This window comes from Streptomyces sp. AK08-02 (assembly GCF_033795085.1).
GTDB classification, from domain to species: domain Bacteria; phylum Actinomycetota; class Actinomycetes; order Streptomycetales; family Streptomycetaceae; genus Streptomyces; species Streptomyces echiniscabiei.
Window position 1 is genome coordinate 769,593 of the sequence record NZ_JARAZV010000001.1, and the last position, 16,112, is coordinate 785,704.

Sequence of the window (16,112 nt, forward strand, 5' to 3'; positions counted from 1 at the left end):
GACGGTACCCGGAGAGAGAGACGGGTTGATCCATTGCCCTGCCGATCTCTCACCGCGATGCGGCCTCCTCGCGAGGTGCGGGAGATCCGCGTACAACCCTTTGAGGGGCACACGGGTCTCATCTTGCGTCCGAAGTGTTCCGGGGAGTCCGGAGGTGGCCGCTTCGTGCCACGGGGACCCGCGCTGACCACGCGTGCCTTTTCGGTGTCTCCCGCTTCGGAGCACGTCTCAGCACATGTCCTGGCACCTGTCATGACATGTGGCTCAACCACGACGAGCAGGGGGAAACACCACATGCGTCATCTCAAGACCATCACTGCGGCACTGGCCTGCGCCTTCGCTCTCATCCCGGCCGCGGTCGCCACCGCCGGAACCGGCCCGGCGCCCGCACCGACCGCACGCACCACCACCAGCACCACTGCGGCGGCCCCCACCGCGCCGTCCGCCGACGGCAACCCGGCGAGTCCGCGGGCCAGGGCGGCCGGGGTGTGCGCGGACGCCTATCAGATCGGTTCCACCGGGTACATCACACGTGGGGGCAGGACCGCCGCGTCCGTCAAGCAGTTCTACTCGCCGTCCTGTGCCAAGAACTACGGCTACGTCTGGGTCTGGCAGAGCTTCCGCGACGCCGTCGGGGACTACGACGTGACCGCCGCCGTCTACAGCTACTCCCAGGACGAGGTCCTCGGCAAGCACTCCTGGACGAACACCGACGGCCAGGAGTTCTGGTCCAGCGGCACCAGCACCGTGAACGACTGCACGGCCGGATCGGGCACCGTGCGTGCCGCCGGCGACCCCGCACCTGTGGGGGGCTACTCCAGCAAGCGCTGCTGATCCCACGCCCACGGCGGGGGAGGAGACCGGCACCTCCCCCGCCGGACGGTCGGTCCGGGCCGAGCGCGCCGAGATCGAGGGGCACTCCGTGCGGGCTTCGGCACAACCGTCCGGCCGGGAGGCGGGTCCTATGAGTGAGCAGGCATCGGCGGGGGCGCGCAAGCAGATCCTCCGCAGTGCCTTCGTGGACGACGGGGAGACGGCATGAAGACAGGTACACACCTCAAGATCGCGATCGTCGCGGCGCTCACGGCAGCCACCGTGACCGTCGCCCCGGCGGCGGTCTCCGTGGCGGACGGCGCGGCTCCCGCCGCAGCGACGCCGAATCAGATCTCGGCTCCGGCCTGGCGCACTTCTCTGGCCGGGACGCTCTCCGACAACTCCGTGCTCTTCGACATCGCGTCGGTCGGTCCTGACGCCGCCTGGGCGGTGGGCGTCCAGTACGTCAACGGGGTCGGCCAGGGTGTGATCCTGCGCTGGGACGGCAGCACCTGGCAGCAGCAGTCCACCCCGGACGTGCCGGAGACCGGCGTGTGGCACGCCGTGGACGCGGTGTCCGCGCACGACGTCTGGGCGTACGGCTGGGACCAGCAGGGCGAGACCCTGGCCCACTACGACGGCAAGCGGTGGACGCGGACGCCACTGCCCGCGGACCAGGCCTTCGGCTTCGCGAAGCTCGCCGCCGTCCCCGGCAAGGTCTGGCTGGTGAGCGACACCGCGATCAACTCGTACGCCCACGGCGTCTGGCAGAGCACACCCCTGAAGGGTGGCGTCTTCGTCAACGCCATCGAGGCGCGGTCCTCCCACGACGTCTGGGCGGTCGGCCAGTTCGCCTACGCCGGCCGGCCCGGCCGGTCCGTGCTCATGCACTGGGACGGCCGTTCCTGGACCGAGACCGCTCCGGCCGGCAGCGATCTCGTGGTCTCGGCCGTGTACCAGGAGTCCGCCCGCAGTGTCTGGATCACCGCTCTCACTCCGTACAACGAGGACGAACCGCAGCAGACCAAGGTGCTGCACTGGAACGGCCGCACCTGGCGCGACGTCACCGGGCCGGTCGACGGACTGTGGGCCGATGCCGTCACCGGCGACGGCAAGGGCACCGTCTGGGTCTCGGGCGACCCCTACGGCTACGAGGGCACCGCCCTCTACTGGCGCCTGCGCGGCGGCGTCTGGACCTCCGTGCAGGGCGACGCCGTCCCCGGCGGCCAGACCCAGGCCTACGAGATCGAGGCGCTCGCGCCCACAGGCCGCACCGGACAGTTCTGGTCCGTCGGCAGCTACAGCCTCATCACCGGAGAGTCCACCGCCGCGACGTACGAACTGATCCAGCGTTCGACGCGCTGAACCCGTCCCCAGGAGCGACGCCCTGACCTGCTGGTGATGTCGGCCAGGCACCGAGGGCCGGACCGACATCACCGGCGACGCGGGAACGACGCGTGTCGGTCAGGCGAATCCGACGGTCAGCGTCGGCAGTTCGCTGGGCAGGTCCGCCCGGCTGGCGACATTGAGCTTGCGGTACACGCGGGTCAGGTGCTGCTCCACCGTGCTCACGGTGATGCACAGCTGATCCGAGATCTCACGGTTGGAGTTGCCGAGGGCGGCCAGCGAAGCGACCCGGCGCTCCGCCGCACTGAGCGGGTCCTTCGGGAGAACGGCCGGGAAGGCCGGGCCCTCCTCGCTGCTGCGGTGCAGCAGGGATCGCTGCAACCGCCGCGCGCCGCACAGATCGGCCAGTTGCAGCGCCTGGTACAGCGCTCGCCGTGCCTGTTCGGCCTCGCCGGTCGACCGTTGCGTCGAACTCAACGCGGCCAGTGCCCGGGCGAGTTCCAGCCTGTCCCCGGCGAGCCGCAGGATGCCGACGGCCTCCAGCAGCAGACTTGTCCGGCGGTGCGGTTCGGCGATCTCGGCGAGCAGGCACAGGGCGACACCACGGTTGCGGGACTTGGCACTGCCGGGCCGGGCGAGTTCCGCCTCCGCGAGGCGGCGAACCTGGTCCCGCTGCCCCAGGCGCAGATGGGCAGCCGCCGCGCCGCTGCGCCAGGGGAGGATCGCGGGCAGGTCCATGTCCCACGCCCGGGCCTGATCACCGCAGCGCAGGAAGTCCTCCAGGGCCAGGTGCAGCCGGCCTGCGGCAAGGTGGTGGTGGCCCCGGGCATACAGGTACTGCAGGCCGTACCGGGACTGGAAGATCGCGTCCGGCACCGAGTGACGCAGATGTTCCTCGGCGACGTCGTCAGCCCCCATGGCGGTCGCGGCCAGGACGAGAACGCTCAGCGGCGCCCCGACGGCGACCCCCCAGCTCCGGGGCGACAGATGTGTCATGGCCGAGTGGGCGAGAGCGTACGCCTCGTTCAAGTCACCCTGGCGCAGCGCGAGTTCGGCGCGTATCGCGGTGAGCTTCGCCTGCCACATGGGCACCCGCCTGACGGTGGCCTCCTGGAGGAGCTTGCCCGACCACACGGAGGCCCGGTCGAGTCTGTCGGCGTAGACGAGCGAGAGCAGCGCGGACTCCAGCGAGCACAGAGTCGAGTCGTCCAGCCGGCAGGAACGCAGCAGTTGCTCCGCGCTCCGGGCGGTGGACTCGTTGCCCCCGCCGCGCAGGGTCGATCCGAAGATTGTTTCGGCGAGCACCGCGGACCTGTTGACCGCTGGTTCCCGGATGCCGTGGTCGTCGCAGCCGTCCGGGGCCGGGGGCAGGAGCGTGAGCATCGGCGGATACCGGTTCCGCAGCCATTCGCGGGATTCCGAGAACAGGCCGGGGGAGCCGGGTGTGTCCGTGCCGAGCTCGCGTATCACCCTGGCGGCCTCGCTGGGACGGCCGTGCCAGAGCAGGGCCCGGAAGAGCGGGACGGCGAGTTGGACCGGCAGGATGCCGGCGAGCAGCGCGTCGGTCAGCCCCGCGAGACGGGGAGCCGCGGTGGAGGGGTTGAGTTGCCATTCCAGCCGGATGATCATCATCGTCATGGCCGCGCGCTCGCACATGTCCTCGCAACCGGTCAGCGCCAGTTCCAGGCACTGCAGGGCGAAGGCGAGGTCGCCGCACTGGCGCGCGTGTTCGGAGGCATCCGTCAGTACCGCGACGGCCCAGCGTTGTGGCGGGTCTCCCTCCGCGACAAGGTGGCGGGCGACGGTGGGCGCCGGGGCTCCTTCGTGGTGCAGCAGCTCCGCCGCGTCGACCCGCAGTTCCCGGAGCAGGTCGGACGGGATGTCCTCCAGGACAGCCGACCGAGCCGCCGAATGGCGGAAGAGGTGGCCCTCGACGAGCCCGGCGGCCTCCAGATGCCGCAGCGCCTCGGTCACCTCGGCAGGGCTCATCCGGAGCAGCCGGCCGATGCGGGCGGGGGAGGCGCAGTCGTCCAGGACGGCCATCGTGCGGGCCACACCGAGGACCTGCAGCTCGCCCCTGCGCACACAGGCGAGAACCGCCTGCCCGAACTGCTCTCCCATGAACGGCATCGCGGACTGGGTGCCGTCGCGATCCACCGGCCGGTCACGCCGGTCCCCCAGCAACGCGCGAATCAGCAGGGGGTTGCCGCCGCTGGCGGAGTGGTAGGCGTGGCCGCAGACCCGTGCCTCCTCGGCGCCCAGTGCCTGCTCCGCCAACGCGCTGGTCCCCCGCGGTGACAGGGGAGCCAGCCGGTAGCGCCGGTAGCGGGGATGGCGGAGCAACTCGGCGCTCAGCCGCGGAGGGCAGTGCCGGGCGCTGTCCGGTCGGCTGAACACGAGCATCACGGGGGCTGACCGTGTGTGCGGAACCAGTTGCAGCAGGCAGCCCAGCGAGGCGGAATCGACGTGCTGGATGTCGTCGACGCTGATCAGCAGACCGCCCGCGCCGGCGGCGAGCAACAGCGACCGGCACAGGTCGTGCGCGACCCGGGCCTGCAGCGCGAGCGACACCTGTTGAGCGCCCGGGCCGACCGCCAGGCTGCTCTCCAGCAGGGCCATCCGGGTGCGCAGCGACTCAGGCAGTAAAAGGTCCCGGGCGAGCTGCCGGACGAGCCCGAGAGGGACGTCGCGCTCCTCCTCGCGGCCGACGGCCTCAAGGACGAGGGAACCGGCCGCGCACGCCTCCTCGGCAAAGGCGTACAGCAGTTCGGACTTGCCGTTGCCCGCGGCACCGTGGACAAGCGCGACCTGTCCGTTGCCGCGACGGCTTTCGGAGAGTTGGGCATGCAGTGCGGACAGCTCTTCTTGACGCTCGATCAGTATCATGCGTGTATTCTTCTGCGGCGTGGGGGAACACTATTCGCAAGCACATGGCTTTTTCGCCAACGAGATGCCAACTAATCGTTAGGTCGTGGATTAGTAGAGGCCCTCTGGTGACGCGGAAGTGGTTTGCAGCGGAGTTACGTTGGCAACTCCGTCCGATGGCCATTTTTCGCCGGTTCTGTAACGCAGGGCCTGGTCGCGTTCGAGAATGTTTGGGATGAACAGGTCTTCGTGCAGGACGGTTAGTCGAACCTGTCCCACTGTGCCGTATTCGACGGTCGCTGACCAGTCTGCCTTGTGTACGACCGTCATCGTCACATGCGGATAATTCGGTACATAAGGCATTAGCTCGGCGTTTTGTTCGACGGGAAGCCCCGCCGCGTTGCCGAAGGTGTTGCCGTAACTGCGGCCGCAGATCCCGCCGCCCATCGCGGCCACGAAGTCCCGGTACATGTCCGGGCTCATCTGTGTGCCGCTCAGCCGCACACCCCGCAGGGCCGCGGCCAGTTCGGGGTACCGGCGGACCAGCGCCTGGAAGACCGCCGGTGTGGTGTTGACGTAGTCGATCCTGCCCTGGGCGAGTACGTCCGCGATCTGCTCCAGCAGGTGGGTGGTGTACTCGGCCGCGTCCGCCAGCCGCCCGCCCCGGATGAGCCGCTTGACCCAGCGAGGGTCCATGTCGACCGCGTAGGCCTGTCCCGAGTACAACTCGGACACCTCCCACAGGCCGTTGCCGATCAGATGCGGACCGGTGGGGGTCGCCTGGAGCCAGGTCCGGCCCTCTTCGAAGCCCTCGGTGACGAAGGACCACCGACGCCAGGCGCCCCGGTGCAGCAGCATGGCGGGCGTGTAGAAGAGCCGGCACGGCGTACCGGTCGTGCCGCCGGTGTCCCAGACACGGCCGGTCAGGGGGCGTGGCACGCCCAGGGGTACCAGGTCGGCCGGGTCCTGTGTGCGCAGGACGTCCACCGGGAAGGGGCCGAACGCGCTGAGCTCCGCATATCGGGTGATGTCCCGCGGGTCGAAGTCGAGTTCGGCGGCCCGCCGCAGCCAGTACGGGGAGCCCGTCTCGGGGTGGAAGTGCCGCGCCACCACCTTGCGGGTCCACTCGTCGAGGTCGGTTTCGAGCCAGCCGTCGACGAGCGCGTCACACTGCGCGGCGGACGGCGCCGCGGCCTGCGGGGCTCTCATCGGGCCTGCACGGGCGAGAGGTCTATGCCGAACTCGTACACGCTGTTCAACACCTGCGGGATGTGCTCCGGCTTGTCGACGTGCACCACCGGGAACGGGAACCTGAGGATCCCGTCAGGGATGGAACCGCCCATGATGAGGCCCAGACGCACACCCTGGTCCTTCATCTCGTCGCAGACGTCCACCAGGCTGATGGGATCCGTGGAATTGCGGTCGAACAGATCCCGCACCTCCTCGGCCGTGGTCAGCGTCCTGCGTTCCAGACAGGAAACGAGCGGCACCTCGGGCGCCTTGAACGGCATCGCGTCGATGTAGGGCGCCATGAACTCGCGGAAGTGGCCGCGCAACGGGGAGTGGACGGCGATCGGCCGGCCCGGCAGAGGGGCCACGGTACCCGGGGGCAGGTCGGCCGCCAGGGCGTCCAGCGCCGCCCGCTCGCCCGACAGCATCAGGATCCGCATGGCCCCGTCCGCCGTCGGGCCGAAGTCCCCGGACAGATACACGCCGGGGCGGCCCTCGCCGCGGTACGCGGCCACCAGGTCACCCTCGGTCGGCGAGAACGCCAGGGTGAGGCCCTGCTCCGGCTCCTCGGGAGGCAGTTCGGGGGTGTGCCGGGCGTGCACGAGCATCTCGAACAGCTCCTGCCGACCGATGGCGCCCGCGAGACAGCTCGCCGTCATGGCACCGAGGCTCAGCCCGCCGAGCACCGCCGGACTCAGCCCCTGCTCCGCCAGTACGTCGTGGATGCCGAGGGCGAGCGCGGTCTCGCGGACCGTCCCGGCGCTCTGCCTTTCCTCCTGGGGTTCCGGCAGTTCCTCCTCCAGGATCTGCCCCACCGTCATGCCGGTCCATGCCGAGACCTGCTCGTACAGATCCCGCATCACCGAATGGGTCCGATACATCTCCAGGCCGTGCACTTCGGTGCCGACGCCGCCGCCGAACAGAAAGCCCAATGCCATCATTGTCTCCCGATGTAGCTCAAGCGAAAAAGGCATGAAGCAGGCCATAGTGCTCCCGGTCCGCCAACGCCAATAGAAGCCCGACGAGCCGTAGTCGCGCGACTACCGTACCCACGAATCGGGCCATCCGAAAAGAGTCAACTTCTCTCGGCCCCGTGCGGTCGCCCCGAGTGTCGCGGTCGGCGCTATCGAAACGATATGCCGGGCTGGGAGAGTTCTTCTCGTGGCTCGGGTGTTTTCCATTACATGGAAAGCCGGGATGCTGGAAGTGGAGAAAATGTCTTATAAGGACGGAGTCGATCCGCGGACGGCCATTGCGGTCATCGGTTACTCCTGCCGGCTGCCCGGCGCACCCGATCCGGAGACCTTCTGGCGGCTGCTCGCCGCGGGTCGGCACGCGATCACCGAGGCGCCGCCCGAACGCTGGGACGCGGGCGAGGTCGCCGCGGCCGCCGACGCGCCGGACGCGGAACGTGTGCGCTGGGGCGGTTTCCTCGACCGGGCCGACCTCTTCGACGCCGCCTTCTTCGGTATCTCCCCACGCGAGGCCACGGCCATGGACCCGCAGCAGCGTCTCGTGCTGGAACTCGGCTGGGAGGCACTGGAACACGCCGGCACCGTCCCCGCCACCCTGGCAGGCAGCTCGACCGCCGTGTTCGTCGGAGCCACCGCCGACGACTACGCCATCCTGCGCGCCCGGCTCGGCGCCGCAGGGATCACGCGGCACACGGCGGTCGGAACGCAGCGCACCATGATCGCCAACCGGCTCTCGCACGCTCTCGCGCTCCGAGGACCCAGCCAGACCGTCGACTGCGGCCAGTCCTCCTCGCTGGTGGCAGTCCAACTGGCCTGCGAGAGCCTGCGCGCCGGTGACTGCACCGCGGCCGTGGCCGGCGGCGTCAACCTCAACCTCGCCCTGGACGCCGCACTCGTAGCCGCCGGCTCCGGGGCCCTCTCTCCGGACGGACGGTGCCACACCTTCGACGCACGGGCCAACGGCTACGTGAGGGGAGAGGGCGGCGCACTGGTCGTACTCAAAACCCTCGACCGGGCGATCGCCGACGGCGATTCCATCCGGTGCCTGATCCTCGGCGGTGCCGTGAACAACGCCGGCAACGCCTCCACCGGGCTCACCGTGCCCGACGAGAGCGCCCAGCGCGAGGTGATCGAGCTTGCCCACCGCCGGGCCGGGACGGAACCCGACCAGGTGCAGTACGTCGAACTGCACGGCACCGGGACGAAGGCCGGCGACCCCGTCGAGGCGGCCGCCCTCGGCGCGGCGCTCGGTACCGCGAGGACGCCCGGCCGGCCACTGGCGGTCGGCTCCGCCAAGACCAACGTCGGCCATCTGGAAGCCGCGGCCGGTGCAGTGGGCCTGCTCAAGGTGATCCTGTCCATCGAGTACCAGGCCCTTCCGCCCAGCCTCAACTTCACCGCCGCGCCCCCCGCACTGCCCCTGGACCGCCTCAACCTCACCGTCCAGCGGGAACTCGCCCCCTGGCCGCACGACGACCTGCCCCGGACGGCCGGGGTGAGTTCCTTCGGCATGGGCGGCACCAACTGCCACCTGGTGCTGTCGGACTGGTGCGGGCGCGGCACACCCGTCGTGGAGCCCGACCCGTCCACCGCCACGCTGCCCGTCCCCGTGACCCTCTCCGGCCGCGACGAACCCGCCCTGCGCGCCCAGGCGGCCCGACTGCTGCGCCATCTCGTCGAGCGCCCCGAACTCGCGCCCGGTGAGATCGCGTACTCCTGTGTCGCGACCCGCACCCACTTCACCCGACGCGCGGCCGTCCTCGCCGTGGACCGGGACGACCTGCTCGCATCGATCGGGGCCCTCGCCGACGGACGCCCCGCGGCGCGCGTACTGGAAGGCAGCGCCCGCGCGGGGGGCCTCGCCTTCCTGTTCACCGGGCAGGGCAGCCAGCGCTCCGGCATGGGAGCCTCGCTCCACGCCGCGTACCCCGTGTTCGCTGACGCCTTCGACGCGGCCTGTGAGCAACTGGACCGCTTCCTCGACCGGCCACTGCGAGACCTGATCCTCGCCGGCGACAGCACCCCCGACGCCGCACTGCTCGACCGAACCGTCTACACCCAGCCGGCGCTCTTCGCCTTCGAGAGCGCCCTCCACCGGCTGCTGGAGCACTGGGGACTGAAGCCCGACGCCGTGCTGGGCCACTCCGTCGGCGAACTGGTCGCGGCGCACGCGGCCGGTGTGTGGGACCTCCCCGACGCCTGCGCGCTCGTCGCGGCCCGCGGCCGGCTGATGCAGGGACTGCCCGAAGGCGGCGCCATGGTGTCCGTCCAGGCGTCCGAGGCGGAACTGCGCCCCGACCTGGACGGGCGGGAGCACCGGCTCGCCGTCGCCGCGGTCAACGGGCCGGCCTCGACCGTCCTCTCCGGCGACGAGGACGCGGTGCTCCGCCTCGCCCGGCAGTGGCGCGACCGGGGCCGAAGGACCAGGCGGCTGCGCGTCAGCCACGCGTTCCACTCGCCGCACATGGACGGCATGCTCGACGACTTCCGCCAGGTCGCCGAGAGCCTCACCTACCGGCCAACGCACATCCCCGTCGTCTCCAACCTGACCGGCAGGGCCGCCACCGACGACGAACTCCGCTCGCCGGCCCACTGGGTCCGCCACGCCCGCCACGCCGTCCGCTTTCTGGACGGAGTCAGGACCCTGCAGGCGCGCGGCATCACCTTCCACCTGGAGATCGGGCCCGACGCGGTGCTGTCCACCATGGCCCGCGACTGCGCGCCCGACGGCGCCGACCAGGTCTTCGTGCCCGCCGTCCGGGCGGACCGTGACGAGGTGTCCACCCTCGTCACCGCACTCGCGGAGCTGCACATCAGCGGTGTTCCCGCGGTTCTGGACCGGGTGCTCGCCTCCCCACGCGCCCGTCGGGTCGCCCTGCCCACCTACGCCTTCCAGCGGCGGCCGTACTGGCTGGACACGGACGGCGCGCGGCTCCCGCAACTGTCCGACGGCCGGACCCCCTTCGGCGGCCCCGAAACCCCGGAAGTCCCGGCAGCGTCCGCGACGACAGCCCGCCCGGCCACGGCCGACGCCGGCCGACGCCCGGAACCGGCCGACCTGGTACGTACGCACGTCGCCCGCGTCCTCGGCCATGACTCCGCCGACGCGGTGCCGGTCGGCGCCTCCTTCAACGAACTCGGCTTCAGCTCCGTCATGGGCGTCGAACTGAGCGACCTCCTCAGCCGGGCCACCGGCACACGCCTGCCCAGCACCCTGATCTACGACCACCCGACACCCGAGGCACTGATCCGGTACGTGCGGAACTCGGCCGAGGACGAGACACCGGGCCCTGACCCACACCAGCCGGCCGGTGTGGGTGAGCCGGTGGCGGTGGTGGGGATGGCGTGTCGGTTGCCGGGTGGGGTGGGTTCGCCGTCGGAGTTGTGGGAGTTGGTCGAGGCGGGGCGGGATGGTGTGTCGGGGTTTCCGGTGGACCGGGGTTGGGATGTGGAGGGGTTGTACGACGCGGATCCGGATCGGCCGGGGACGTCGTATACGCGGCATGGCGGGTTTTTGTATGGGGCGGCGGAGTTCGATGCGGAGTTCTTCGGTATTTCGCCGCGTGAGGCGTTGGCGATGGATCCGCAGCAGCGGTTGTTGTTGGAGTCGGCGTGGGAGGCGGTGGAGGGGGCGGGCATTGATCCCCACACGCTCCGTGGCAGCCGCACCGGAGTCTTCGCAGGCACCTTCACCTTCAGGGACTCCGGCACCGGCGGCACTCTCCCCGACTCCTCCGAGGGCCGGCGGCTGACGGGTGGCGCGGCGAGCGTCCTGTCGGGTCGGGTGGCGTTTTCGTTGGGGTTCGAGGGTCCTGCGGTGACGGTGGATACGGCGTGTTCGTCGTCGTTGGTGGCGGTGCATCTGGCGGTGTCGTCGTTGCGGGCGGGGGAGTGTTCGCTGGCGTTGGCGGGTGGGGTGACGGTGATGTCGTCGCCGGGGACGTTTGTGGAGTTTTCGCGGCAGCGGGGGTTGTCGGTGGACGGTCGGTGTCGTTCGTTCGCGGCGTCGGCCGGGGGGACGGGGTGGGCGGAGGGTGTGGGGCTGCTGGTTTTGGAGCGGTTGTCGGATGCGCGTCGGAATGGTCATCGGGTGCTGGCGGTGGTGCGTGGCAGTGCGGTGAATCAGGACGGGGCGAGCAATGGGTTGACGGCGCCGAGTGGGCCGGCGCAGGAGCGGGTGATCCGGGCGGCGTTGTCGTCGGCGGGTGTGGTGGCGGGTGATGTGGATGTGGTGGAGGCGCATGGGACGGGGACTCGGTTGGGGGATCCGATCGAGGCGCAGGCGCTGCTGGCGACGTATGGGCGGGAGCGTCCGGTTGAACGGCCGCTCTGGCTGGGGTCGTTGAAGTCGAATATCGGGCATGCGCAGGCCGCTGCCGGGGTGGCCGGTGTCATCAAGATGGTCGAGGCGATGCGGCACGGGGTGCTGCCGCGGACCTTGCACGTGGATGAGCCCACCCCTCATGTCGACTGGGCGTCGGGCGGTGTCGAGCTGTTGACCGAGCAGCGGGAGTGGGAGGCGGTCGAGGGACGTCCGCGTCGGGCCGGGGTGTCGTCGTTCGGGATCAGCGGCACCAACGCCCACCTCATTCTGGAAGAAGCGCCCCCAGACCCCGACCCCATACCCGACGCGGAACCCGCACCTTCTCCCGGGACGGTCCTGTGGCCGCTGTCCGGCCGTACCGAGCAGGCTCTGCGGGCACAGGCACGGCGGTTGAGCGCACACCTGACCGCGACGCCACGGGCCCGGATCGCGGATGTCGGCTTCTCGCTGGCCACCACACGTGCGGCCCTGGAACATCGTGCGGTGGTCGTCGGCGACGACCCGGACCGCATGCTCGCGGAACTGACGGCGTTGGCGGACGGCGAGCCGCCGTCCCGTGTCCCGCAGGGTGTGCCGAACGGCGGGAAGACGGCGTTCCTCTTCACCGGGCAGGGCAGCCAGCGTGTGGGCATGGGACGCGAACTCCACGCACGTTTCCCCGTGTTCGCCGAGGCGCTGGACGAGATCTTCGACGAGTTCGGCGACCGCCTCGGCCGGCCGCTGCGCGACGTCGTCTTCGCCGCGGAGGGCTCGCCGGAAGCCACCCTGCTGGACCGCACCGTGTTCACCCAGGCCGGCCTGTTCGCCGTCGAGATGGCCCTCTTCCGGCTCGTCGAACACCTCGGTGTGCACCCGGACCGGGTGGCCGGACACTCGGTCGGCGAACTGGCGGCTGCTCACGCCGCCGGGATGCTGTCGTTGTCCGACGCGGTGACACTGGTCTCCGAACGGGGCCGGCTGATGGACGCGTTGCCCGAAGGCGGCGCCATGGTCTCCGTCCAGGCGCCCGAGCAGGAGATCGCCGAACTGCTGCGCGGCAGGGAGGAGCAGGCCGCGCTCGCCGCAGTCAACGGCCCGCTCTCCTGCGTACTCTCCGGGGACGAGGACGCGGTCATGGAGATCGCCGCCGTGCTGGCGGCGCGCGGCCGCAGGACCAGGCGGCTGCGGGTCAGTCATGCCTTCCACTCACCACGCATGGACCCCATGCTCGACGAGTTCCGCCAAGTGGCCCGGGGCCTCGGCCTGTCGCAACCCGCCGTACCCCTCCTGTCGGCCATGGCAGGGCGAGCCGGCGCCGGGCCGGAGACCGTTTCCCCGGACGGCGCGCGGCAGACGGACCACTGGACCCGGCACGTCCGGGAGACAGTGCGGTTCGCCGACGTCGTACGGGCCCTGCGGGCGGACGGGGTCACGACGTTCCTGGAGATCGGACCGGACGCCGTACTGACCGCCATGGGCCGGGACTGTCTCCCCGAGGACGAACACGAACACGAGGACACGCGGGCGGAGTTCGTCCCCCTGCTGCGGCGTGACCACCCCGAGGACCGGACCCTCGCGGAGGGACTCGCCCGGCTCCACGTACGAGGCACCGGCCCCGACTGGGCGGCCGTGTTCGCCGGTACGGGAGCCCGCCGCGTCGACCTGCCCACCTACGCCTTCCAGCGCAGGCGCTACTGGCCGGCCGCCGGCCCGCTCACCGCTTCGGACGCGCCCGCGCTGGGGCTCGGCGCCGGCGGTCATCCCCTGCTCGGTGCCGCCGTGCGACCGGCGGACTCCGACACGCTCCTGCTGACCGGGCGGCTGTCCCTGGAGACCCATCCGTGGCTCGCCGACCACACCGTCCTCGGAACCGTGCTCTTTCCCGGCGCCGGGCTCGTGGAACTGGCCCTGCACGCCGCTCGCCGTACCGGCTGCGAACTGCTGGACGAACTGACCCTGCAGGCGCCGCTGGAACTGCCCGACGAGGGCGCCGTCGAGCTTCAGGTCCAGGTGGCGGGCGCCGATGCCGACGGTCGGCGGTCCGTCACCGTGCACACCCGCCCCGCGGCGGCACCGGCCCGCGGGGGCGGCGGAGAGGCGGACGGCGGTGACTGGACGCTGCACGCCAGCGGGGTGCTCGCCCGGGCCGACGGCGCCCCGACCGACGCCCATTCCGACGCGTTGACGAACTGGCCCCCGGAGGATGCCCAGGAGGTGGACCTGACCGGCTGGTACGAGTCGCTCGCCGCCCAGGGCTTCGACTACGGCCCCGCGTTCCGCGGACTGCGCAACGCGTGGCGTCGTGGCACGGAGGTCTTCGCCGAACTGGCCCTCCCCGAGGAGCAGGTCGACCCCGCGGCCGGGTACGGACTGCACCCCGCGCTGCTCGACGCCGCCCTGCATGCCATCGAACTCGGCGCGCTGCCCGGTGGCGAGGGCACCCGCCTGCCCTTCGCGTGGAGCGCGGTGCGCCTGGACACGGCCGGGGCCACGGCGGCGCGCGTACGACTGGCACCCGCCGGCCCCGACGCGGTCACCATCACCTTCGCCGACGCGGCCGGTCGTACGGTGGCGTCGATCGGCACGCTGTCGCGGCGGCCCGTCACCGCGGAGCAGCTCCGGGCGGCTCGGCGCGGTGGGCGCGACCCGCTCTTCCGGGTGGAGTGGGTTCCGCTGCCCGACTCCGTCGGTTCCCACCCCGAGGTGTTCCCGGGCCGGTGGGCGGCCGTCGGGGAGCCGCAGGAACTGGCCGGCCTGATCGAACCGTCGACGGTGGCCGATACGTACCAGGACCTCACCGAGCTGGCCGAGGGACGTGAGGGGAGTGGCAGTGAGGCAGACGCCCCGAGCGTCGTCCTGGCCCCGCTGACCGGCCCCGCCCCGGAAGGTGCGGATCGCGCGGACGGCACGAACGCCGTGCACGCGGCCGGGCGTGCTCTGGCCCTGGCGCAGGGCTGGCTGGCCGACGAGCGTTTCGCCGCCTCCCGTCTGGTTGTCGTCACCCGGGGCGCCATCGCCACCGGGCCTGACGAGGACGTGCCCGACCTGGGACACAGCTCTGTCTGGGGGCTCGTCCGCTCGGCGCAGACCGAGCACCCCGACCGGATCACCCTGCTCGACCTCGACGACGTACCCGCCTCCCGGCGGACACTGACGGCAGCCCTCGCCACCGCGGAAGCCGGGGGCGAAGCCCAACTGGCCCTCCGCGCCGGACGCGTACTCGTCCCCCGCCTGACCCGCGCCTCCACGCCCGGGCCGGCCGAGACACCGTGGCGGGCCGACGGCACCGTACTGATCACCGGCGCGACCGGGGCACTGGGCGCCGCCGTGGCCCGTCACCTGGTCACCGAGCACGGCGTACGTGATCTGCTGCTCGTCGGCCGACGCGGCGACGCGGCCCCGGGCGTTACCGAACTGCGAGCGGAGCTGTCCGAGTCGGGGGCCAGGGTCACCGTCGCCGCCTGTGACGTCGCCGACCGTACGGCGCTGGCGGCACTGCTCGACACCGTGCCCGCCGACCACCCGCTGACGGCCGTGGTGCACGCGGCCGGTGTCCTCGACGACCGCGTGTTCGACGCCCTCACACCCGAGAGCCTCGCCTCGGTACTCCGACCGAAGGCGGACGCCGCCCGGCACCTGCACGACCTCACCCGCGAACTCGACCTGACCGCCTTCGTCCTCTTCTCCTCCGTACAGGGACTCCTCGGCGGCGCGGGACAGGCCAACTACGCTGCGGCCAACACCTTCCTGGACGCCCTGGCACACCACCGGCGGGCCAGTGGCCTCGCGGCCGCCTCACTGGCCTGGGGCCCGTGGGCGGAGGGCGGCATGGCGGCCGGGCTGGGCGACGCCGACCGCCGCCGGTTCGCCCGCGTGGGCATCCACGCGCTCACCCCCGACCAGGGGCTGCGGCTCCTGGACACCGCGCTGGCATCCGGCGACGCCTGCCCCGTGCCACTGGCCCTCGACACCGCGGCACTACGGACCGCGGGACCGGGCCTACCCCCCTTGTTGCGAGGGCTCGTCCCGGCGTCCACTCCGGGTACGACAGGGCCGGGCACGTCCGCCGAAGCCCCCGGCGACCGTCTGGTGGCCCGGCTCGTCGGACTCGACACGACCGCCCAGGAGAAGCAACTGCTCGCCCTGGTGCGGACCGAGGCCGCCACCGTCCTCAACTACGACCGCGCGGAGAACGTCGACACGCGCCGGACCTTCAAAGAACTCGGCGCCGACTCCCTCAGCGCCGTCGAACTGCGCAACCGGCTCCGCAGGGCGACCGGACTGCGGCTGTCCGCCACCGTCGTGTTCGACCACCCGACACCCACCGCGCTGGCCGTGCGGTTGCGGGCCGAACTCTTCCCCGACACGGACACGGACACAGCCACCGGCACGGCTGCGGACACGCAGGACGGGCGAACAGGGGCCCGCGCGGAGGCAGCGGAGGCGCTGGTCGCCGAGGAGGAACTGATCGACGCCATGGATGTGGCGGAGCTGGTCCGTATGGCCCGCGAAGGCATCGAGTCCTGAACAGCACCGGGAGAAGGAAGCTCATGACCCGAACGCCCTCTTCTTCGACAGCC

General features: G+C 71.4%; 6 protein-coding genes. 3 read left to right on the top strand and 3 right to left on the bottom strand.

Features of this window, described 5'->3' with window-relative positions; all coding sequences use genetic code 11:
- Nucleotides 1-294 precede the first annotated feature (294 nt).
- Together PV734_RS03450 and PV734_RS03455 are read left to right on the top strand one after the other, a co-directional pair.
- Nucleotides 295-834, top strand: coding sequence for a hypothetical protein (locus PV734_RS03450; protein WP_319288723.1), 540 nt, complete (start codon nucleotides 295-297; stop codon nucleotides 832-834).
- A gap of 204 nt (nucleotides 835-1,038) precedes the next feature.
- Nucleotides 1,039-2,178, top strand: coding sequence for a hypothetical protein (locus PV734_RS03455; protein ID WP_319288724.1), 1,140 nt, complete (start codon nucleotides 1,039-1,041; stop codon nucleotides 2,176-2,178).
- A gap of 99 nt (nucleotides 2,179-2,277) precedes the next feature.
- On the opposite strand, the gene PV734_RS03460 is transcribed toward PV734_RS03455, so the two are convergent.
- From PV734_RS03460 to PV734_RS03470, 3 genes are all read right to left on the bottom strand, one after another.
- The gene (locus PV734_RS03460; RefSeq protein ID WP_319288725.1) at nucleotides 2,278-5,046 is read right to left on the bottom strand and encodes an AAA family ATPase; all 2,769 of its coding nucleotides are present in this window, start codon (nucleotides 5,044-5,046) and stop codon (nucleotides 2,278-2,280) included.
- Nucleotides 5,047-5,136: 90 nt separating this feature from the next.
- Complete coding sequence (locus PV734_RS03465; protein WP_319091997.1) at nucleotides 5,137-6,234, bottom strand: arylcarboxylate reductase; 1,098 nt, start codon at nucleotides 6,232-6,234, stop codon at nucleotides 5,137-5,139.
- Nucleotides 6,231-7,193: an ACP S-malonyltransferase gene (locus PV734_RS03470; protein WP_319091998.1), complete on the bottom strand. Its 963-nt coding sequence runs from the start codon at nucleotides 7,191-7,193 to the stop codon at nucleotides 6,231-6,233. Before PV734_RS03470 ends, PV734_RS03465 begins: the two co-directional genes overlap by 4 nt.
- 277 nt (nucleotides 7,194-7,470) lie before the next feature.
- On the opposite strand from PV734_RS03470, the gene PV734_RS03475 reads away from it, so the two are divergent.
- Nucleotides 7,471-16,059, top strand: a complete 8,589-nt coding sequence (locus PV734_RS03475) for a type I polyketide synthase (RefSeq protein WP_319288726.1) — start codon at nucleotides 7,471-7,473, stop codon at nucleotides 16,057-16,059.
- The last annotated feature ends 53 nt before the right edge of the window (nucleotides 16,060-16,112 follow it).